Origin of the sequence: Paenibacillus sp. M-152 (assembly GCF_003856555.1) — a bacterium.
GTDB lineage: Bacteria > Bacillota > Bacilli > Paenibacillales > Paenibacillaceae > Paenibacillus > Paenibacillus polymyxa_C.
Genome location: NZ_CP034141.1, coordinates 187,564 through 212,500, shown reverse-complemented (window position 1 = coordinate 212,500; position 24,937 = coordinate 187,564). Strand labels below are relative to the sequence as shown.

At 49.6% G+C, this 24,937-nt stretch carries 2 protein-coding genes; one reads left to right on the top strand and one right to left on the bottom strand.

The features are described from left to right. The first annotated feature begins 52 nt into the window (after positions 1-52). Positions 53-1,087: an alpha/beta hydrolase gene (locus EGM68_RS00895; RefSeq protein WP_129548511.1), complete on the top strand. Its 1,035-nt coding sequence runs from the start codon at positions 53-55 to the stop codon at positions 1,085-1,087. Positions 1,088-1,202: 115 nt separating this feature from the next. Here the strand turns inward: EGM68_RS00895 and EGM68_RS00890 are convergent, their stop codons facing one another. Next, positions 1,203-24,932, bottom strand: coding sequence for a non-ribosomal peptide synthase/polyketide synthase (locus tag EGM68_RS00890; protein ID WP_129548510.1), 23,730 nt, complete (start codon positions 24,930-24,932; stop codon positions 1,203-1,205). Positions 24,933-24,937: the final 5 nt, after the last annotated feature.

Sequence of the window (24,937 nt, the reverse complement as noted above, 5' to 3'; positions counted from 1 at the left end):
GAAATAGATGATGATTAATTAAATAATGACATTATAGAGGAGTAGATTTTAAATGAAACAACGAAGGCCAACCTGGACGAGAGTCGTATTTGGGGTTATCTCTTGCTTACTGCTTGTCGTTATCTCTGGATTTGTGTATGAGTCGATTGCATCCAAACACGATAAGTCGCAATATCCTCCTCTGGGGAGAATGGTCGACGCTGGAGGCTATCGTCTCCATATTCATAAAATAGGTGCTGGCTCTCCGACGATCGTGCTTGAATCAGGAAGCGGGGAAAGTAGCCTGTCCTGGAGGGATATTCCCGAGAAGCTGTCATCCTTTGCCACCGTTGTATCTTATGATCGGGCAGGCTATGCATGGAGCGAGGAGGCAAATACACCACGCACCGGTGAAAACATCGTTCGGGAGCTTCATACTGCTCTAAAGAATGCAGACATCCAACCTCCTTATATCTTTGTAGGTCATTCTCTCGGGGGGATGTACTCAAGGCTTTATGCACAAACATACAGAAACGAAGTAGCAGGACTGGTTCTAGTGGATGCTAGGCCTGAGAATGATGCTCGCCGGACCAATAAGATCTATGCCAAAGAACGACCTAAGGGCAATCCCTCGCCACTCATATCCATTCTCCTAGAAAAAGCAGGGGCTTTCCGTCTGTTTCCCAATTTTATGCTAAACGGACGGGTGGAGTATCGAGATAGAAAATCTTTTGTGAATATTGTTGCTTCCCCTAAGTACTTCCGCTCTGTTGCCGAGGAGGGTGATCTGGCGAGCACTACCGAAGATGCCATACGCGGCCAGCATTTGGGTAACCTCCCTGTGCGTGTGATAGCCCGAGGCATTCAGCAAGATTTGACTCAGTTTGGTATTAGCAAGCGTGGAAATGATCAGATCGAACAAAGCTGGCAAATTGGGCAACGCGAGATGCTCAATATCTCTACCAATAGTAAATTTATTGTTGCCAAGAAGAGCGAGCATATGATTATTCATGATCAACCAGAGCTTGTCATTCAAGTCATCCGTGAGCTCAGCTCCAATATCCATTATTCTCGGTCAACCGTTGCTAAAACAAACACTGATCATTAGAGGCACTACTCTCTGCATATTGAGGATTTCATAAAATAAAAAAGACGCCCGGGTCCCTCCTACATAAAGGAACCCGGGCGTCTTTGCTGCTCACTACTACTCTCGTTGTTTGATCTTAGGACAAAATAGGCTTGTTTTTAGATGAGGCTTCTGCAATTTTACCAAGTATTTGTCTCAGTACTTTAGCATTTTCCCCGACAAAACCGGAATCAAGCAGCACATCATGCGTTCCGATGACTTCGTATTCTTTGTATTGGCCAAGTGTTGCCTGTTGCCATAACAATTTATCTAATGATGTATCCGGCCCAATACTATCATCCTCTGCAATCAGAGCATGGATATTTGCATGAACTTCACCTGCGTTAATAAGTTCATCGCGGTAGGTGGAGTAAACTAGCATTTTTTCCATGACTCGCTCCCTGTCCGCTGGATCTGCGAGGAATGCTTTGTACTGCTCTCTAATGCTGTCCAACACTGTCTCGACAATCTCTTCAAGCTCCTCTGGTGTCGATTCATCCTTGGACATCTTTCTCATAGCATCTACCATAATAATGTCGCCAACATGGTACCCTCGCATTTCCATGGCTTTAGCTACCTCGAAGGCCAGATTTCCTCCAAGTGAGTATCCCAGGAATACATATGGACCCTCTGCTTGAATATCCACGATGGCATCGATGTATCGATCCAGCATATCCTGACCCTGGTACCGATCGCCGATAAATTCCATCCCGTACACCTCGCAAAGCCCTTCCAGCTCCTTGGCCATCTCATAGTACCCCAAAGAGTGGCCTACCCGTGGAGGGAAGCAAAATACTTTAAGTGTTCCTTTCCCTGGGAAGCGGATAATCTCCATTTCTTGTTCATCCGCAGCAGCTGTTGCCTGCAGCTTGAAAATTTCATGTGCCATTTCTTCCACTGTCGGCAGATTAAACACGGCCTGGAGCGGGAGATGGACGCCCATACTGGACGAGATCCTTTGAATCAAGCCCAATACTTTCAGGGAATGGCCCCCAAGCTCGAAGAAATGATCCCTGATTCCGATTTCCTGTACACCGAGCACCTCGGACCAAATCTGAGCGAGCTCTACTTCTGTCTGCGTACGCGGCGCGATATACTCCGCCGTACTCCGCAGAAGGGTTTCCGGTGCTGGTAGCGCTTTGCGATCCAATTTGCCATTCGGATTCAGTGGCATTTGTCCCAGCTGTATGAAAGCAGATGGAATCATGTAGCTTGGCAGCTCGCTGGCCAGTGCCTCGCGTAGGACGCCCGCTGCGAGCCCTTCCTCGGCCACAAAGTATGCGCAAAGCTGAGTACTTCCGCTGGAGTCAGCCAGTGCTAGAACAACTGCCTCCTGCACCGACGGCACCTTCAGGATTTGTGCTTCCACTTCTCCCAACTCAATGCGGTAACCGCGGATTTTTACCTGGTGATCGATCCGTCCCAAATACTCAATATTCCCGTCTGGCAACCACCGGGCCAAATCGCCTGTTCGGTAAATCCGTTCTCCTGGCTTGTATGGATGAGGAATGAACTTCTCTGCCGTCAGGTCCGGCTGGTTGAAGTACCCTCTCGCTACCCCTTCACCTGCAATACAGAGTTCCCCCGGCACACCTACTGGTGATAATTGAGCAGCGCTATCCATCATCCATACTTGGACGTTAGCGTACGGTTTGCCGATAGGCACATGCGTTAGAGCAGCAGTCTCAGGACTCGTTGTATATCGAGTCGCATATACAGCCGCTTCCGTAGGACCGTAGATGTTCTCCAGTACAGCATAAGGAGACACTTTATAGTACTCTTCCACAAGTTTGGCAGGCAGCGTCTCGCCGCAGGCAAACAGATATTTCAGAGTAAGGAATCCTTGGGTACTGCTTTCTTTCAAATATTGAACGAGCACGCTGAGCATCGAAGGTACCAAATTAAGATGCGTGATTCGGTTCGTATCCACAGCCTCCAGCAGTGCCACTGGGTCTTTGTCCACGCCCGGCGGCAGGATCACAAGCGTCCCCTGTCCAAAGAACCAGCAGAACAGCTCTGGCACGGAGAAGTCAAAGGTGAATGTCGTTTTGAGCAGGAATCGATCACCTGCCAACATCGGATATTCAGCTTCCAACTGACTCAGTGTATGGACGGCGGAGCGATGCTCAATCATTACACCTTTCGGCTTGCCAGTTGAACCCGACGTGTAAATGATATACGCCAGATGCTCTGGCCCTGCAATTGGCTCCAGATTGGAGTCATCCGCATGATACGCCTGCGGATCATCCAGTGCCAGGATCGTGCCAGTGAATGGGAAACGATCTGTGAGATGGCTCTTCGTCAGCAGCAGCTTCGCTCCCGAATCCTCCAGCATGTGGCGAATACGATCCTCAGGGAATTCCGGATCAATCGGTACATAGGCGCCGCCCGCTTTTAGAATGGCATGGATGCCAATGATCATCTCAAGCGAACGCTCGACCATGATGCCGACTGGCTGATCCGGTCTGACCCCTTGCGCACGCAGCGTACGTGCAAGGCGGTTGGCCTGCTGATGAAGTTCTCCGTAGGTAAGCTCCGTTTCGCCGAAAATAAGTGCTGTATGATCCGGTGTGAGCGCAGCTTTTTCCTCAAATATACCGTGAAGGGTCTTCTCACGCGGATAAGGAGCTGCTGTGTCTCCCCATACCTCTATAATTTGTGATTTCTCTTCTGGCGTAATCAGCTCCAGCTCATCAATACGGATAGCAGGTTGTACAGATACGCTTGTCAGAATTTTCGTCAAGTGTCCTTGAATCCGTTCCACGCTCTCCCGGTCATAGACACGAGCATTATAACGATACAAGAACTCTAGACTACGTCCCGGCAGCACAATGAGGTTAAAATCATAATTCGTCTGTTCAAACATCTGAACATCCGTAATTTTGTATTCAGCCTCATCATTGGCAATTTTCTCTTCCAGGTGCTCTTCTACCGGGTAATTTTCAAATACCATAATATGAGAAATTAAATCTTGCTTTTGCTCACTCTGTGCCTGAATCTCATAGAGCGGATAGGAATCATAAGCATGTCCTGCCAAATATAATTCCTGCTGTCTCTTCATTACATGCGAGAACGATTCGCTTCCTTCGGCTTGAACTCGAACTGGAACTGTATTAATGAAGAGACCGATCATGCTTTCGATACCCGGAATCTCGGCAGGTCTGCCCGATACCACACTTCCGAAGACGACATCCTGGCTTCTATTATAGCGTTGCAACACGATTCCCCAGGCTGCTTGCATCAGTGTGTTCATCGTCACCTGGTGCTGCTTGGCCACTTGTTCCAGGCGCTCGGTCAATTCCGCATCCAACGTGAATACCAGCTTCTCTGACAAGTAGGCTTCTGCTTTGGCCGATGGCTGTGTAAAAGCCTGTGGCAGCTTCGTCTGCTGCTCGTAGCCTTCCAGATATCCTCTCCAGTAAGAGGATGCCTCTTCCTCGCCTTGTTTCTCCAACCATTGAATGTACTGGCTGTACGATGCTGCTGCAGGAAGCTCAGGTTCCTTTTGCTCACGTAGAGCTCCGTATGTTTCAAACACTTCCTGAAGTACAAGCGGCATACACCAGCCATCCAAAATGATGTGATGAGAGCTCCACAACAGATGGTAATGCTCTTTTGCAGTACGTAGAATAGCAACACGCAGCAAGGCTTCGTTCGCAAGATCAAAGCCTCTTGCTTTGTCTTGGGCAATGTAAGCTACAAGACGCGCTTCTATTTCACTGGATTCCAGCTCATGCAAATCCTCGTATACGAAATCGCATGCTCTTTCTTTGAACACAATCTGTATGGGGAAATCGCCCCATCCGGCATGGAAATTCGTTCTCAATATGGCATGCCGTTTCATCAGATGCTGTAAGCTGCGTTTGAAATCCTCAGGATAGAACACTCCCTGAATTTCAAATGTGGCCTGCTCAAAGTAGACCTCTGAATGAGGCTCCAGCAAGCTGTGGAACAACATTCCCTTTTGCATTGGTGTCAGTTTATACATATTTTCAATGCTACCGATGTGCCGTGTCTGCTCTTCCAGCTCCTCGATTTCCTCCAAGCTGATATCTTTGAGGAGTACATCGCTTGGTGTAAGTTCGGTTCTTTCCTTGCGCACACAGTGCCCAATAACTTCACTGAGACGCTCCTTCAGGATACCGACAAACTTCTCTACCGAATCTGCATGGAACTGCTGATGGTTATAGCTGACCGAAAGCTGAAGCTGTCCTTCGGTAATCAGCCCATTGATGTTCAATGCCTGATGCTGCACCATCTGCTCACTGACCTCAGATCCTGCCGAGTAAGGTGATACCTCCATCGTTCCCTCTGCAAGATCCTGATCAAACTGCCCCAGGTAGTTGAAGGTAATCTCCGGTTCTGCCGAGAAGGAGGAGCCATCCGATACGTCGCTCAAATATTTCAAAATACCATATCCTACACCTTTGTTCGGGATACGACGCAGATCTTCCTTAATACGCTTGATTCTGGCGCCGATCTCCATTTCGCCTCCCATCTCAAGGGCGACAGGATACTGACTTGTAAACCAGCCTATCGTGCGAGTGATATCCAATTCTGGTACTACAGGCTCCCGTCCATGTCCTTCCAGCAGGATGCCTACACGTTCGATCCCTGTCCACTCTTGAACTGCCATACCGAGGGCCGTCAAGAGCAGATCGTTAACTTCCGTATTGTAAGTGCGATTCGCCTCTTTCAAGAACTGCTCTGTCTCTTCTGCCGACCATGTTACCGTAACAGCCTCGCTGTCTTTTATAAGAAGAGCGCCGTCCACCTTGTCTTTTGGAAGAAGGGCAAATCCCTCTCCTTCCACCTCTGCCCAAAAGCTGCGTTCTTGTTCAGCCGCCGGGCTGTTGGCGTATTGCGTGATTCCATCAACCCATGCACGGTACGAATCCGTCTTCTGTGGAAGTTTGACCGCTTCTCCACGTCCTGCCTGCTCGTAGCCTTCCTGTAGGTCCTCAAAGAGAATACGCCAGGATACGCCATCCACAGCCAAGTGATGAATAACGATCAACAAATGTTCGCCTTCCGTACAGCGGAATAGACCTAGTCTAAAGAGAGGTCCATCCTCCAGAGAGATGCTGCGCTGAATGGCTTCTGCACCTGCTTCTATTGCCAAAGCCGGATCTTTTTCATCCCGCAAATCGTGGATTTGGAGGCTGTACAGTTCACCTTCGCCCAAGCTACGGTTCCAGGCTTCTACTCCGTGCTCTCCTTGGCGGAACACCAGTCGCAGCGCATCATGGTGCTCTGCAATTTTTTGAATAACCTTGGCGAGCGCATCGGTATTAAAGCCTTCACGTCGGTACAGCATAACCGACTGATTAAAGTGATGAAGATCCGTTGACTGCTCTTCGAAAAATCTGCGCTGGGCAGGTCCCAGTTTTACCGTTCCGTGTACCTCGCTCTGATCTGCAATTCGGCTGACTGCGCTAACGCGCTGAGCCAGTTCCGCAATTGTTGGATAGCTGAACAAATTCTTCATTTCCAGTTTGTAACCTGCGTGGAGAAGTCTTGATGAAACCTGAATCGATTTGATCGAGTCGCCTCCAAGTTCAAAGAAATTATCATGTATGCCAACAAGCGGCACGCCGAGCACACCTTGCCAAATCGAAGCCAAAATGTTCTCCACATCCGTCCGCGGAGCAGCAAAGGCGGCTCCTGCCTTCACACCCACGTTTGGTTCAGGCAGTGCCTTGCGATCCAGCTTGCCATTCGGTGTCAAAGGCATTACGTCCATTTGGACAAAGTAAGACGGAATCATATATGCAGGCAGTTCAGCAGACAGTTCATTTCTCAGCTCGCTGACAGACATTTCCCGATCCGCTACAAAGTAAGCACATAGAGACTTCTGTCCATTGGCATCTGCCCACGCAACAACGAGAGCTTCCTCAACAAGTGGCATATCCAGCAACTTGGCCTCAATCTCACCAAGCTCAATACGATAGCCCCGGATTTTGACTTGATGGTCAATACGCCCAATGTACTCAATCTCTCCATTAGGAAGGCGACGAGCTAAATCTCCGGTCCGATACATATTTCCTTCCGCGGCGAACGGATTCCTAATGAATTTTTCAGCGGTAAGATCCGGACGGTTCAGGTATCCACGGGCTACTCCGTCCCCGGCGATGTACATTTCGCCCTCCACACCTAACGGTACGAGACGAAGCTGTTCATCCAAGATATGAATGTATATGTTATCGGACGGCAATCCAATCGGTACGGATTCTCGTGTATCCTTCGCAGGATCGTACAGGTGAATCATGCAGCCGACGACGGTTTCGGTTGGACCGTATTCATTGTAAATCTTGATGTTGCCACCAAAGAGGTCGGTAATCGTTTTTGACAAATGCGTGGTCAGATTCTCTCCACCCACAATGAGCTGCTGAATGCGACTTTCCGCTGGAATGGTCATGTCTTTTATGAGACTGAGATGTGTCGGCGTCAGCTTGAGAATATCGACCGCATTTTCGTGCAAAATATGCTGAACAACCTCCGCTTTATCTATACCATCATAAATCCGTACTATTCCTCCATTTATTAACGGAGTAAACATTGATGTCATCGTCAAGTCAAACGATATGGATGAATACAGCGGGAAGTCCGTTGGTTGCCCTGCACAATAGACTTTATTGGCCCACCAGATGTAGTTCACGATTCCTTTATGGTTAATCATGGTTCCCTTCGGATTTCCTGTTGTACCCGAAGTATAGATTAAATACACCAAATCGTTTCCTCTCACAGGAATATTAGGATTATTCACTCCAGTTCCGTAGATGTGCGGAGAATCCAATTCCATAACCATTCCCTCAAAGGACGCTAGCTTCGTCAGGTGGCTCTGTGTGAGCAGAATCTCAGCGCCAGAGTCCTTCAGAATATACTGTATCCGCTCCTGCGGATATTCAGGATCAATCGGTACATAGGCTCCGCCCGCTTTGAGCACGCCCATAATGGCAACCAGCAGTTCCACTGATCGATCCGCCAATAGACCCACTACTTGTTCGCTCCGCAGTCCTTGGGCTATCAAGGTCGAAGCCAGTCTGTTTGCCCGCTCGTTCAGCTCCCGATACGTGATCTGGATGTCACCGCTTATTGCCGCGATCTTATCCGGCGTACGGGCAACCTGTTCTTCAAACAAGGTGTGCAGACCCTGATCACTTGGATAGACATGAGCCTTGCCACCCCAGTCAAGCAGCTTCGTCCGTTCATCCGGTGTTACAATCTCCAGCTCCTGTATCGTCGCTTGCGGACGAGTAGCTACCTGATCGAGCATTTGCAACAAGTGTCCTCCGATTCGCGCAATGCTTTCTTGCTCGTAGACCGAAGCATTGTAGCGAATGCAGACCTTAATGTCCTCGCCTGGAATGACAACCAGGTTAAAGTCATAGTTAGTTTGCTCAAACATGGCGAAGTTGGCCACTTCGAGATTGTCCTCTGTTTGATTACCCGACTGTTCTACCTGTTCGTCAAGCGGATAATTTTCAAAGATCATAATATGAGAAATCAGGTCTTGCTTTTGAGTTGTTTTCCCCTGAATCTCATACAGCGGATAAGTGTCGTAGGCACGACCAGCCAACGAATGTGCCTGTGTACGTTTCATCACCTCGACGAAGGCCTCGTCTTTGGATGACTGTACACGGATAGGTACTGTATTAATAAACAGACCCACCATATTCTCGATCCCTGCAATCTCAGCAGGTCTACCCGATACAACACCGCCGAAAACTACATCCGAGCTGGCATTGTAACGCTGGAGAATCAGTCCCCAGGCTGTCTGCATGAGTGTGTTGACCGTCACATGATTGCGCTTCGCGACAACGTCCATTTTGCGGGTCAAGGCTGTACCCAAATGGAGAACATGCTCATTCAGAACGTAGCCCTCTTCTTTAGCTTGAGATTTCGTTTTAGCTTCTGGCAATACCGTATTGCCGTCATAGTCTTCGAGATATTGACTCCAATATGTTGAAGCCTCTTGATCGTCCTGTGCATCAAGCCATTCAATATAACGGCTGTAGGGCTGAGCCGGCGGCAGTACAGGCTGTACTTGCTGACGCAGGGCAGAATAATAATCGAACAGCTCCTGTGTAATAATCGGGATGCACCAGCCGTCCATGACAATATGATGGAAGCTCCACAATACAAGGTGGCTTTGTTCTTTTTGCAAGACAGTCACTCGCATCAGCGGATCTTCTGACAAGCTGAATCCCTTAGCCATATCTTCAGTAGTGTAAGCCTGAATCTGGGCTTCTTGCTCCTCCAACGTAGCGGCACGCAAATCTACGTAGTTCAGAGGGATAGGCCGTTGCTTAAAGACAACTTGCAGCGGTACATCAGTAATATTGTTGTAAAAACCGGTACGCAGTATGGCATGTCGTTGCGCCAAAGCCTGGAAGCTCTCGAAGAAGGTATCTACATCGAAGCTGCCACGTAGCTCAAACGTTGCCTGCTCAAAGTAGGAAGAGGAGTCCGGCTCCAGCAAGCTGTGGAAGAGCATGCCCTTCTGCATTGCCGTTAGCTTGTACACATCCTCAATCTCTCCAATATGGGCCGTCTGGGCTGTGAGTCGATCAAGCTGCTCCAGGGTCAGACCTTGGAACAGAACATCACTTGGCGTAAGCTGCGCACGCTCCTGAACCACACAATGCCGGATGACCTCGCTAAGGCTTGACTGTAATAATTCAGCAAAATGACTCACCGTCTCCTTACGGTACTGCCTATTGCTATACGTAATCGTCAGTGATAGCTGGCCTTCGGCAACCATGCCATTCACATCCAGAGCATATTGCTGTGGTGTGTGATCGCTGACCGCCTTACCGACTGAATGTGTAGACAAGCTAAGAGCATTGCCCTCCAAGTCCTGGTCAAACTGTCCAAGGTAGTTGAAGGAAACTTCCGGTTCTACGCTGAATCGAGCGCCATTTTCCGGTGCCATATACTTCAGCAGACCGTAGCCGATGCCTTTGTGCGGAACCTCTCGCAAATTCTCCTTAATGCGCTTGATTCGGGTAGATACTTCCTGCCCATCTTGCAGGTTCAGCAGAACAGGGTACTGAGTTGTGAACCAGCCCACGGTACGGGTAATATCCAGATCTGGTATGATCATTTCCCGGCCATGCCCTTCAAGGTTAACCAGAACCTGCTCCACGCCTGTCCAGCGCTGAATAGCTGCTCCCAGAGCAGTCAAGAGCAAATCATTCGTCTCCGTATGATAAGCCCGGTTTGCTTGTCGCAACAGCAGGTCGGTTTCTTCAGCAGACCACGTTACCGTAACCGACTCGGTATCCCGAATGGTGCCCGGCTCCTGATCCTGATCCTTTGGCAGTGGAGTCAGAATCGTCTCCTCAATCTGCTGCCAGTATGAACGTTCCTTGTCCAGAGCAGGGCCTGCTGCATACTTCGCCGCTTGCTCGGACCATACAAGATACGAATCGGTCTTTTGCGGAAGAACAATCACTTGTCCGTTCAACGCCTGCTCGTATCCTGTTGCAATGTCCTCAAACAGGATGCGCCAGGACACGCCGTCAACCAAGAGGTGATGAATGACAATCAACAAATGATCGCCATCCTTACAATGGAACAAGCCTAGCTTGAACAGCGGGCCGTCTTCCAAGTGGAAGCTCGCCTGAATGGCATCGGCCTGGGCTTGAACAGCAGCTACCTCGTCATCTGCCTGCCGCATATCGGCGATGTCCAATGTGTAGAGTTCACCTTCGTCAACTCCCCGATTCCAAGCCGTGTATCCCGCTTCTGTAGGTCGGAAAACCATACGAAGCGCGTCATGATGGATCGCAATTTGGTCTATTGTCAACCGGAGTGCAGCCTCATCAAAGCCGTCTTTCCGATGGAGCATGACAGCATGATTGTAATGATGCGGCTCTGCTGTGTGGCGTTCAAAGAACCAACGCTGAATTGGCATTAACTCCGCTGCACCCTTGATCTCACCTTGCTCTGCTGTGCGTCCGGCTACCTGAAGATACGGGCTTAGCTCGGCAATGGTCGGATATTTGAAGAGATCCTTCATCTCTAATTTATATCCGGACTGGAACAATCTGGAGGATACCTGAATCGCCTTAATAGAGTCACCGCCCAGATCGAAGAAATGATCATGGATACCGATCTGCTGTGCTCCCAGCACACCTTGCCATACGGAAGCCAAAGCTTCCTCAGCTGCGTTCCTCGGCGCTTCATACACCGCTCCAGTCTGCACATTGGCCTCTGGAGCCGGAAGCGCTTTGCGATCCAGCTTGCCATTTGGCGTCAACGGCATCTGTTCCAATTGCATAAAGTAAGATGGAATCATATAAGCCGGCAGTTCAGCAGCCAAGGCTTTTCTCAATTCGCCTACCGTCAGCATCTGATCCGCAGTGAAATAGCCGACCAGCACTTTTTGTCTACTTCCATCCTCTCGGGCAAGCACAACGGCCTCCCTTACAGACGGAGCATGGAGCAGCTTCGCCTCCACTTCGCCCAGCTCAATGCGGTAACCCCGAATTTTAACCTGATGGTCAATCCGCCCGAGATACTCCATGCTGCCATCCGGCAACCAGCGTGCCAAGTCACCTGAGCGGTACATACGCTCGCCCGCTTCAAACGGATGAGCTACAAACTTCTCTTCCGTCAATTCCGGTCTATTTAGGTAGCCACGCGCCAGCCCTTCGCCCGCAACGTAGAGTTCACCCGGAATGCCAATCGGTTGTGGACGGCGTTGTTCATCCAGAATGTACGCACGTAGTGTCGGAATCGGGATACCGATATTACTGCGACCCTGCTCAATTTCCAGTTCTGTAATTTCCTTATAGGTCACATGCACGGTCGTTTCCGTGATGCCATACATGTTGATGAGCTGCACTTGCGGATATTTCGCTCTCCAGTCCTTGAGCAAGGCCGGGCTTAATGCCTCTCCACCAAAGATAATCATGCGGAGGCTCAACTCTGCCGCGCGATGACTAAGTTCTTCCTGTAGCAACTGGTAGAAGTATGTTGGCGTCTGGTTCAACACGGTAACCTTCTGATCCTTAAGCAATTGCAGGAAACGCTCAGGGCTCTTCGCGGTCAACGACGGAACGATGACCAGACGACCTCCGTTCAGCAATGCCCCGTACATTTCCCATACAGAGAAGTCGAAACAGAACGAATGGAACAGCGTCCACGTATCCTGAGAACCGAAGTCAAACATATTTTTATCATTAAAGAGCAAGCGGACTACATTTTTATGCTCGATCAGTGTTCCCTTAGGCTTGCCTGTCGTACCCGATGTGTAGATGACGTAGGCAAGATGATTCGGTCCAGCTGCAGGCTCCAGATTTGAGACATCTTCCTTGTAGGAAGCCGGCTCATCCAGATTGATGACGTCCCCGGTAAAGGAGACACGTGTCTCCAGATGTGCTTGTGTCAGCAGAAGCTTAGCTCCCGAATCCTCAAGCATAAAGCGAACGCGATCCTCTGGATATTCAGGGTCCACAGGGACATAAGCTCCGCCCGCCTTCAAAATGGCTAAAATCCCAACGACCATTTCAAGGGAACGTTCCGCCATGATTCCAACCAGACCATCTGGTTGCAGACCACGCTCGCGCAGTGTTCTGGCAAGTCCGTTGGCCCGCTCATTCAGCTCGCTATAAGACAGGGTTGCCTCTTCACATACGACTGCTATTGCATCCGGATTACGAACAGCCTGTTCCTCGAACAGTGCATGAATCGTTTTGTCACGAGGATAATCTGCTTTGGCTTCGTCCGCATCTTTCATCAACATCGATTTTTCCTGCGGTGTCACGATATCCAGGGATGACAACGACATTCCCGGATTGGCGATAGCTTCCTGAATAAGCTGTACAAAGTGGGCTGCCATCCGCTCAGCGGTCTCCCGCTTGTAGATTGCAGTCGCGTATTCCAGCGTGCAGTTCAATGTCCCATCCGCTTCGCTCACCGTCAGTGTGAGGTCAAACTTGGCAGCAGGATGTACATGATCGTAAGGAGTGAAACGCAATCCCTCGATTTCTTGTTCTCCCTGCTCGATATTTTGCAGAACAAACATGGTATCAAATAGTGGGTTGCGACTTAGGTCACGCTGAAGCTGCAGCTTCTCTACCAGCTCCTCGAACGGATAATCCTGGTTTTCATAGGCCCGCAGGGCTGTTTCCTTCACTTCCTGCAAGTAAGCCTCGAAGGACTTTTCGCCCTCTGGATAAGTACGCAGTGCCACTGTGCCTACGAACATACCGATGAGACCTTCGAGTGTGGCATGGGATCTTCCCGCCACTGGTGAACCGACAATGACATCTTCCTGACCCGTGTACTTATGCAAGAGCGTCGTATAGGCTGCCAGCAGCACCATGAACAGCGTAGAACCTGTTCGGGTAGCCAGCTCCTGAAGTGAAGCGCTCAGAGAAGCATCAATCTGGAAGTCAATCCGATCTCCCGCAAAGCTTCGTACCGCAGGACGAACTTCGTCCACTGGCAAATCCAGCACTGGCAAGCTTCCGCGGAATGCATCCAGCCAGTAAGCTTCCTGGGCTTTGAGACGCTCTCTTCCGAGCTGCTCTTGCTGCCATACCGCATAATCTGCGTACTGGATTTGTAGCGCAGGCAATACGTCCTCTTCTTGGTAGAAACGGAGAAACTCCTCTATGAGAATATTCATAGAAACCCCATCTGAGACAATATGATGCATGTCAAACAATAGTAAATGGCGCTCATGTGCAATACGAATCAGACCCACCCGCAGCAATGGAGCTTCACCAAGATCGAAAGGACGGACAAATTGCTGAAGGGTAGCTTCTGCCTCTGACTCGCTCAACTCCGCATATTCCACCGTAAACGGAACATCCGGTAGGATTTGCTGTACAGGTTCACCGTTAACGGTCACAAAACGGGTGCGCAGTGAACCATGACGACGAATCAGACGACGGAATGCCTGCTCCAGCCGTTCCCGATTCAGGTCTCCCTCAACCGTAAGGATACCTGGCATATTGTAGCTCAGCTCTCCACCTTCCAGCTGACTAAGGATAAACAGCCGTTTTTGGGCTGAGGACAATGGATAGTGCTCGCGTGCTTCGGCTGTAGAAATTTCTTCGAAATTCAGCGGTGTATAGGCTTCAATGGCCCGAGCCAATCCTTCAATGGTAGGCGACTCGAACACTTTTCTTAGACTAATCTCTCGATTCATCTCCTTACGAATTCGTGAGACTAGCAAAGCTGCACGCAGTGAATGGCCTCCAAAATGGAAGAAATTATCCTTTACTCCCGCGCTCTCTACACCCAGCACCTCTTGCCAGATTTCGGCTAATTGGATTTCTACAGGTGTCTTTGGAGCCTCAGATGAAGTCACTGCCCATCCACGCTCGCCTTGCAGCGCTTTTCGATCTATTTTTCCGTTCGACGTTAAAGGCATGTCCTCCAGTTGTATGAAGCGAGAAGGGATCATAAATCCAGGCAACATCTCCGACAGAACTGCCCGGAGCTCGGATACCTCAAGCTTCTGAGCAGCTACGAAGTAAGCGACTAGATCCTTGTAGCCATCATCGCCCTCCACAGCCAAGGCCACGACTTCCTGTACGGACGGCACTCTGAGCATGTATGCTTCGACCTCGCCCAGCTCGATCCGATAGCCACGAATTTTGACTTGATGATCTATTCGACCCAAGTACTCGATGGTTCCATTCGGTAACCAGCGAACCAGGTCGCCTGTCCGATACATACGCTCTCCTGGAGCATACGGATTGTCCACAAATTTCTCATCCATTAACTCAGGGCGGTTATGGTACCCCCGTGCTAACCCGATACCCGAAATGCACAGTTCTCCAGCTACGCCGACAGGCAGCAATCTGAAATGGCCATCCAAGATATACACACGATGGTTGGCAATTGGTTGTCCAATGGATACGATTCCTACGGTTTCTTTACTGTTCTGGGCATTCCATATGGTAGTGCATACGGAGTCCTCAGTTGGACCATATGCATTGAAGTATTGTACATGCTTTCTCCACTTTTCGATCAATTCGACCGATGTGGCTGACCCAGCTGTTAGCAGGCATCGCAGTGTCGGCAGACGCTCTGGCTCGAGATGGATAGCGTAGGCTGGTGGCAAAGTCGCTACCGTAATCCCCTTATCGTTCATGAACTGCTCGAACAGAGCATGATCCAAAATCTCTTGTGTAGAAGGAATACACAGAGTAGCTCCGTGGCTCAATGTCGTTAAAATTTCCGAAACCGATGCATCGAACGACAGGCTTGCAAACTGAACAATCCGATCCTGCGGTGTAACTTCGAAGAGTCCGCGGTATACGTCCGACAGATTTTGTAGTCCCCGGTGTTCCACTAATACGCCCTTAGGCTGACCTGTCGTGCCTGAGGTATAGATCACGTAAGCCAAATCATCAGGGTCGGCCGTATCCTTCAAATTCGAAGTGTCGGCATCATAGGTCGACGGTTCATCCAGCAACAGGACATTCCCCGTCCAGCCTCTATGCTCCAGCAGATGAGCTTGTGCAAGAATCATCTTCGTCCCCGAATCCTCAAGCATGTAGTTGATCCGCTCTTTCGGATACTCTGGATCAATAGGAACGTAGGCGCCCCCGGCTTTCATAATGCCGTACATCCCAACGATCATATCCGTTGACCGTTCAACAATCAGCCCCACCAGGTCTCCCGTCTTGATTCCTTCAGCGCGCAGTCTTCTCGCCAATCCATTGGCTTTTGCGTTCAGCTCGGCGTAGGTCAGTACCTCGTTCTCAAATACAATGGCCGTGGCGTCCGGCGTTCGACCTGCCTGCTCCTCCAACAGCCCGTGAAACGTAGTACGGTGTTTGGAACTGGCCCCCGTGTCTCCCCATACGTTCAGAATCTGCTCTCTCTCCTGTGGTGTAATCAATTCCAGAGCATCCACGGAAATTGCAGGATTCTCCACAATTTGTTCCATCAGGTGGAACAAGTGGCCCTTGATTTGTTCGATCGTGGCTGGATCATAGACGAGCGCATTGTATTGGAACAACAATCTCATCTCTTTGCCCGGTAGAACAATTAAGTTAAAATCGTAATTCGTTTGTTCAAGAAGCTCCGCTTCCTCAATCTCAAAGGCAGCCTCGCCACCTCCCAGACGTTCTACTTCCTCTTCCACAGGATAGTTCTCAAATACCATAATATGAGAGATGAGATCCTGCTTTTGGTCCGTCTGAGCCTGGATTTCAAACAACGGGTAGGTATCGTACATATGAGAAGCCATATACTGCTCCTGCTGTTGCTTCATCAGAACTGTGAAGGGGAGATTTTCTTCCGTCTTCACACGAACTGGAATGGTATTAATGAACAGACCGATCATCCGGTCAATACCTGGGATTTCAGCTGGTCTGCCTGATACCACACTTCCGTATACAACATCCCGACTACCGTTATAGCGTTGAAGCGCAACGCCCCAGATAGACTGCAGCAATATATTCATCGTAACATGAGCATCTCTGGCCACCTTTTCCAGGCGTTCAGTCAATTCCCTGCTGACAGGATAATTCAGCTTCTCTGCTACATAACCTTCTCTTTTAGCTGCTCCATCGACTTGAGGTAAAAGCGTCTGTTGTTCGTAACCGGCCAGATATCGGCTCCAATAGTCGGCCGCAGCTGTCTCATCCTGCTGTTCCAGCCATTCAATATACCGGCTATACGGCTGAACCTCTGCCAGCTGAGGCTCTCTTCCTTCCAGGAGGGCAAAATAGTGTTCAAACACCTCCTGTGTAATTAATGGAACACACCACCCATCCATGACGATGTGGTGAAAGCTCCACAAGAGACGGAAGCTCTCTTCATCTGTGTGCAGAATCGATACACGCAGAAGCTCATCTTCAGCCAGGTTGAAGCCCTGCGCTTTATCCTTAGCCGCAAATGTCTTCAGGTAAGCTTCACGCTGCGATGCATTCATCTCACGCAGGTCTTCATACACCAATTTGGCGCCTCTATGCCGGAATACAACCTGTAAAGGCTCACCGCCCCATCCGCTGTAGAAGTTCGTACGCAGGATAGCATGGCGCTCCACCACTGCATCCAGACTGTGTCCGAAAGCGGTCGGATCAAAGCTACCCTTAAAGTCAAAGGCGGCCTGTTCAAAATAAGCCCCTGTATGCGGCTCGAACATATCATGAAACAGCATGCCCTTCTGCATCGGCGTCAGACTGTATACATTCTCAATATCGCCTATGTGATTGGTCTGCTTAGAAAGCTCCTCCAGATCAGCAATACTCAGTCCCTTGGCAAGCACGTCACTTGGCGTCAATACAGTTCTTTCCTGGGTTACACAATGCTGAAGCAGCAGCCGTAGGCTTTCTTCGATATATCCAGCGAGCTGTTTCATTGTGGATGACTTATACTGTTTTCCGTTATAACTCATCGTCAGAGTCAAGGCTCCGTCTGTCACCATACCATTGATATCTAGCGTATAGGCTGACTCTCCCAGCAAGCTTTGCGCGCTTCCGGTTGGATAAGGAGAAACCTGCAACGAGCTTTCTTGCAAATCCTGATCAAACTGCCCCAGATAGTTAAAAGAAATCTCAGGCTGCAAGTTGAAACTGTCTGCGTCCTCCTGACTGGCCATCGTTTTGAGCAACCCATACCCGATACCTTTATTCGGAATACGGCGTAGCCCCTCTTTCACAGACTTGATCAAGGCTGACAATTCAGTATTATTTCCCATGTCTAAAATGACTGGGTACTGACTTGTAAACCAGCCGACAGTACGGGTAATATCGATATTCGGCACAATCGGTTCACGACCATGCCCTTCAAGATTCACAGCAATCTTGCCAATGCCAGACCACTTAGATACCGCCATGCCCAGAGCGGCCAATAGCAGATCGTTCGTTTCCGTTTGGTAAGCACGATGGGCTTTTCTCAACAGTTGATCGGTTTCTTCCACAGTCCACTCTGCTGTCACCATTTCGCTATCCTTCAGTAAAAGGCTTTCCACAGCCTCATCCTTCGGCAACTGCTCGAGCGGCTGATCCCCTAGTTCTCTCCAATATGCCCGATGAATCTCGATTTCTGGGCTTTCCGAATAACGGGCAAGGGCATCTCCCCAGTCACGGAAGGAATCCGTCTTCTGCGGGAATGTCAGTGCTTGTCCTTGAATCACCTGCTCATAGCCTGCTGCGAAGTCCTCGAACAAAATCCGCCAAGATACTCCGTCCACCACTAAATGATGGATGACAATCAGAAGGTGGTCTCCATCCTGACAATGGAAAAGCCCTAACTTCATCAGCGGACCTTCTGCCAGATTGATGCTGCGCTGGATGTCGTCCGACAGCGTTGTAATGGCTGCAACTGGATTGGGTTCGTTCCGTAAATCAGCAGTGAACAGACTATACAGCTCTCCTTCTTCAAGATCACGGTTCCAAGCCTCGTAGCCATGCTCGGTCTGACGGAAAACCATACGAAGGGCGTCATGGTGCTCGGCCAATTTTCTCAGCACATGATGCAAAGCCTTTTCCTCAAATCCCTGTTCACGATACAGCATGACCGCTTGATTGAAGTGATGAGGCTCTGCCTGCTTCCGCCCAAAGAACCACTGCTGGACTGGAGTCAAGCGAGTCGCTCCACGCACAACTCCCTGTTCAGCCATATGCACAGCCGTTTGTATTTCTACACCTAGCTCGGCAATGGTTGGGGATTTGAACAGTTGCTTCATCTCTAACCGATAGCCAGCCTGCAGTAACCGTGACGACACCTGAATGGCCTTGATGGAATCTCCGCCCAATTCAAAGAAATTGTCATGGATACCTACCTGTTCAGCACCCAGCACCCCTTGCCAGACAGACGCCAAAGCTTCTTCAGCCGGTGTACGAGGAGCTGTATACTTCCGTCCTGTATGCGCACCTACTTGCGGAGCTGGCAGAGACCTGCGGTCTACTTTTCCGTTTGATGTTAATGGCATACGATCCATCTGGATAAAGTAGGATGGCATCATATAGCCCGGAAGTACCTGCGATAGGGCAAGGCGTACTTCGCCTGCCGTGAGCGCACGGTCCGCCACATAATAAGCGCAAAGCTGCTTCTCTCCAAGCTCATCTGCACGAACGACGACTACGGCTTCAACTACTGACTCCACCTTGGCTAATTGAGCCTCGATTTCGGGGAGTTCGATACGGTAACCGCGTATTTTGACCTGCTCATCAATTCTTCCCTTAAACTCCAGGTTCCCATCTGGAAGCCAGCGAACCAAATCACCAGTTCGGTAGCAGCGTTCCCCTTCCTTAACAGGACTAGGGACAAATTTTTCTGCTGTGAGGTCAGGACGATTGAGATATCCGCGCGCTACACCTTCACCGCCGACAATCAACTCGCCCCAAGCACCAATGGGCTGTAATTGCAGCGATTCATTCACTACATAAGCGGTCGAGTTACTAATCGGGCGACCAATCGGCACGCCCCCTTCAACACGACCCGGAATCTTGTAGGTGGTGGAGAAGGTCGTATTCTCTGTCGGACCATAGCCATTGATAGGGACAAGATCAGGATTAGCCTCGATGACACGGTTTATATGAGATATGGACAGTACGTCACCACCTACCAGCAATGCTTTCAGTCCTCTGAACAGGTACTCATCCTGCAGTGAAAGCTGATTAAAAAGCGGTGAAGTAAGCCACATGGTTGTAATCCCGTACTTGGCAATAGCTGCTTTGAGCCGATCGGCAATCAGGATGTCATCGTTCTCCACAAAATAAAGCTGTCCGCCGTTAAGCAATGCCCCCCATATCTCAAAGGTCGAGGCATCGAAGGCCACGGCTCCTGTCTGCAAAATTCGCGTGGATTCGTTTAGTTCCACATAATTGGTTTCTTTGACCAGACGGACCACGTTCCGGTGTTCAACCATAACGCCCTTCGGTCTACCCGTCGTACCCGATGTATAGATAACATAAGCGAGTCCCTCTGGTCCCTGAACTACCTCCTCAGCTTGGACAGGCTCAGACGCATAAGCCTCTGCACTGCTGAGGTCAACAATCGGTAGACCGTAGTCTACATTTATAAGCTCGCCCTTTTGTACCAGTAGTAGCTTGGCATCGGAATCTTCGAGCATATAACGAACCCGATCTTCCGGGTAATCAGGATCGATCGGCACATAGGCTCCACCAGCCTGAAGCACTGCGAGCATACCAACCACCATCTCGATACTCCGTCCGCCCATAATAGCCACTGGTTGCTCCCTTAGTGTCCCCAAACGACGCAGTGTTTGGGCCAATCGGCGTGCCTTATCTTCCAATTCAAGGTACGTTAATCGGACATCGCCGAATACCAGTGCCGTCTGCTCCGGTGTACGCTTGACTTGTTCAGCGAACAACTCATGAATAGTCTTATCCCTTGGATAAGGAGTAGCTGTCGCGTTGAATACTTCAATGATCTGTACTTTCTCCTCTGGTGTGATCATCTCAATCTCGGCCAGTTGCAACTGAGGATTAGCCGCGACTGCATGCAGAACCCGAAGCAAGTGCGTTGCCAATCGCTCTACAGTTTCCCGCCGATACAAAGCCGTACTATACTCAAGGCCAAAGGCTAGTTCAGCACCCTTCTCCTCTACATTAAGGGACAAATCAAACTTGGCTGTGACGGTGTCCATTGGGTAAGGAGTAAAGTGCACTCCATCCATGTCCTGCTCTTCTTGCTCCGTATTTTGTAATACCAACAGGGTGTCAAAGATCGGATTGCGGCTCACATCACGTCCTACGCCCAGTTTTTCGACCAATTTTTCAAAAGGGTAATCCTGATGCTCGAACGCCTTGAGTGCTGTTTCCTTGACTTCCAGAAGATAATCCTGAAAGGTTTTCTCTCCTGCCGGGTAACTGCGCAAGGCCAGTGTATTGACAAACATCCCAATGATGCCCTCAAGCTCCGCCCGTGGTCTGCCGGCTACTGGAGATCCTACGACGATGTCCTTCTGCCCCGTATATTTGTGCAGCAGCACCGAATAAGCCGCCAGCAATACCATATACAGTGTAGTACCTGTACGGGATGCAAGCTCTTGTATCGCCTTATTGCCAGACTCGTCCAATGTAAAATCAATTCGGCTTCCCTCGAAACTCCGAACCGAAGGGCGCTGGAAGTCGGTAGGCAACTCCAATACCGGCAACTCTCCTTCAAAGGCTTGCAGCCAATACGCTTCAAGGTCTTGCCACTCTCTCTCAGACTGTTCCCGTTGCCATACCGCATAATCCTTATATTGAATATGCAGTTCTGGTAGGTGTTCTCCTTGATACAATTGCGTGAGTTCCTCCACCAGTATTTGAATGGAAACACCATCTGAAATGATATGATGCATATCAAACAGCAACAGATGACGCTCCTCCTGCAGCTTCACTAAGCCAACACGCAATAATGGAGCCTGACTCAGATCAAAGGCACGGGTAAAGCTGTGAATGAGCGTATCCGTTTCCTCCACCGACGCCTCTGTGTAGTCCAACGCAAACGGAACATTCTTATGCACACGTTGAACAAGCTCTCCATCCTGCATATAAAAGCCGGTTCTCAGCGATTCATGACGCTGGATCAGTGCTTTGAACGCAGACTCCAGCCGCACGCGATCCAACGGTCCGTCCACGGTGAAGGCCCCCGGCATATTGTAGCTGAGCTCTCCCCCGTCCATCTGTCTCAGCACGTATAACCGCTTTTGCGCTGAGGACACTGGGTATGCTTCGCTTTTCTCAGCCTGTGGAATAGACTCGTACACGGTTGGAATGCGTTCTTTCACCAGTCGCGCCAGAGATTCAACCGTAGGCGACTGGAATACTTCACGCAGCGAAATGCTGCATCCCAGCTCTTTGCGAATCCGCGTAACGAGCAATGTCGCCCGCAAAGAGTGACCACCGATCTCAAAGAAATTATCGCGGACGCCCACGCGGGCAACTCCCAGGATATCCTGCCAGATGAGCACCAGCTGTGCTTCCACTGCCGTTCTTGGAGCCAGATAATCTTCGCCGGATTGTACGCTACCCTCAGGAGCCGGCAACGCACGGCGATCCAGCTTGCCGTTAGGTGTAAGCGGCATTTGCTCCAGCCGGACAAAATAAGTGGGAATCATGTAAGCTGGTAATTCCGTTGCCAGCTGAGACCGCAATTCCCCTGGCGAAAGATCGCTGGAGGCTACATAGTAGGCGCACAGCAATTTTTGTCCCTGTTCGTCGTCCCGCGCGAGGACAATCGTTTCCCGTACGTTCGGAGCCTTGAGAATTTGGGCTTCGACCTCGCCCAGCTCAATCCGGTAGCCGCGAATTTTAACCTGATGGTCGATCCGGCCCAAATATTCAATATTGCCGTCAGGCAACCAGCGAGCCAGGTCCCCGGTTCGATACAAGCGTTCACCCGCCCGATACGGATGTTCTACAAATTTTTCAGCCGTCAAATCTGGTCGGTTCAAATACCCACGGGCCAGACCGTCCCCGGCGATGTATAGCTCCCCTGGAACTCCGACAGGCTGCAGGCGTCTGTGTTCATCAAAAATATAAGCGCTAAGCGTTGGAATGGTTCTACCAATATTGCTTTTGCCCGCTTCGATCTCATGTTCAGTGATTTCCTTGTAAGTGACATGGACCGTCGTTTCCGTGATTCCGTACATATTAATCAGTTGCACACCAGGATACTTTGCCCGCCAGTTTTTCAGAAGAGACGGACTCAAGGCCTCTCCGCCAAAAATAATTTTTCTAAGACTGAGCTCTGTGGATGAGTGTGCTAACTCTTCTTGTATCACCTGATAAAAATAGGTCGGCGTTTGATTCAAAATAGTAACTTGATTGTCTTTCAACAGCTCCAGGAAAGCTGCCGGGCTCTTGGCTGTAAGGGCTGGGACAATTACCAGTTTCCCTCCGTAAAGAAGCGCTCCATACATCTCCCATACAGAGAAATCGAAGCAGAACGAATGGAACAGCGTCCATGTATCCTGGGAACTGAAATCAAATAAATTGCTATCGTTAAAGAGCAGACGAACTACATTTTTATGCTCGATCAGCGTTCCCTTTGGCTTGCCAGTTGTACCCGATGTGTAGATAACATAGGCCAAATGACTTGGTCCCGAAATGCTCTCCAGATTGGAAGCATCTCCTGTATACGTTGCGGCTTCGTCCAAACTCACAAGCTTCCCGTCAAACGTGGTACTCTCCCATAGATGGCTTTGGGTGAGCAATAAGCGGACCCCTGAATCCTCTAGCATGTAACGAATACGTTCTTCAGGATAGTCAGGATCAATTGGCACATAGGCCCCTCCTGCCTTCAAAACCGCCAACATGCCGATGACCATCTCTAGGGAACGATCAGCCATAATCCCCACGAGTACATCTGCACCCACACCTTCGGTGCGTAAATATCTCGCAAGCTGGTTAGCCTGCTCGTTTAGAGCTAGGTATGTAATGCTCTGCTCGCCCATCTGAACAGCTACATGGTCCGGCGTGCGCGCGGCTTGTTCCTCGAATAAGCCATGAATCGTTTTCTCACGCGGGTAATCCACTACATCACCTTCCGAAAGAGCCAGAATGGATTGCTCCTCTGCTTCTCCCAAGAGGTTTACCTCTGCGATGGTAAGCTGCGGTGTATGAATGATTTGCTCGGCGATCGTAAGCAGCTGGGACACCATGTCCGTTACTTCACTGCGTTCGAACAGCTTCGTCCGATAATCGATATCCAGTACCAGCTCGCCTTCATCCAAGATCTCCACGATATGAAGCACGAAATCATTCACTTCATCGCCGCAAAAATCATAATCCGTCAAAATGCGCACGTCATCCAAATCAACCCAGTTGATAAGGCGGTATTCCATGGAAACACCAAAAAGCCGCTGAATATCCTTGTTGCCGTGCATTTCTCTAAGATCCTGAATTAACTGATTGTACGGATATTTCTGATGCCGCAAGACTGACATTTGATCCCTAGCTACGTCCTGCAGGAAGCTCAACACCTCTACATCCTTGTCAACATATGTTCTGGCTGCGGCCGTGCTGACAAACATACCGATCTTTTGCTTCTCTTTCTTGTTCCCCCGGTTAGCGAACGAGGTGCCGATCACCACATCTGGCTGATTCGTCACTTTGTGTATGTAGATATACATCGCACCCATGAAGAATTGGAACAGAGAAATCCTGTTTTGCTGGCAAAATGCCTGTAGCTCACGATATAGCGCCTCTGGCACAGTAAAATGCTCCCGAACAGCTTGGGTACTTAGCGATAACGGATTATATGATTTCCAACCTGTCAGTTCAGGCAAATCAGAAAATTTGTCCAGCCAGTACGCTTTATCCTTCTGGTATCTATCAGAAAGCTCATAGGCGTTCTCATCTGCAATATATTCAATATAAGAGCAATCATCGCTCAGCTTAGGTTCATTTCCTTGAATTAAATCCATATAAAAGGCTATCAGTTGATTGCCATAGACCACCATAGAAATCCCGTCAGAAATGATATGGTGCATTTTGATATTAATCCAATATTCTTCCTCACTAATCTTTACAATTAAAAACTGGAAGAGTTCAGAGTCCAATAATGGCAAAGGTTTGCTTTTGTGCTGCTCAAGCAAGGCTTCGACCTCGGAAATGCTTTCGATGTGGGTAAGATCCAGACACTCCAACTGTCTCTCTTCATAAGGAACGACATACTGCTTAGGTACTCCATCCACTGAGGTAATACGAATGCGGAACGCATCATACTGTTTGATAATCAAATTGATAGACTGCATGAAGGCAGCGATATGAATATGACCCTTCATCTTGGCTGTACCAGATAGCTGTGACACAGATGTATCCGGATAGAGTAATTCGGTATACCATATACGCTTTTGCGCATTCGTTAAATCAAATAACTGCATGTTATTCATCTCAT

What these genes read in the sequence shown, in the direction of transcription:
- EGM68_RS00895 (WP_129548511.1), top strand. Translation starts at nt 53, where the DNA reads ATGAAACAACGAAGGCCAACCTGGACGAGAGTCGTATTTGGGGTTATC.
- EGM68_RS00890 (WP_129548510.1), bottom strand. Translation starts at nt 24,932, where the DNA reads ATGAATAACATGCAGTTATTTGATTTAACGAATGCGCAAAAGCGTATA.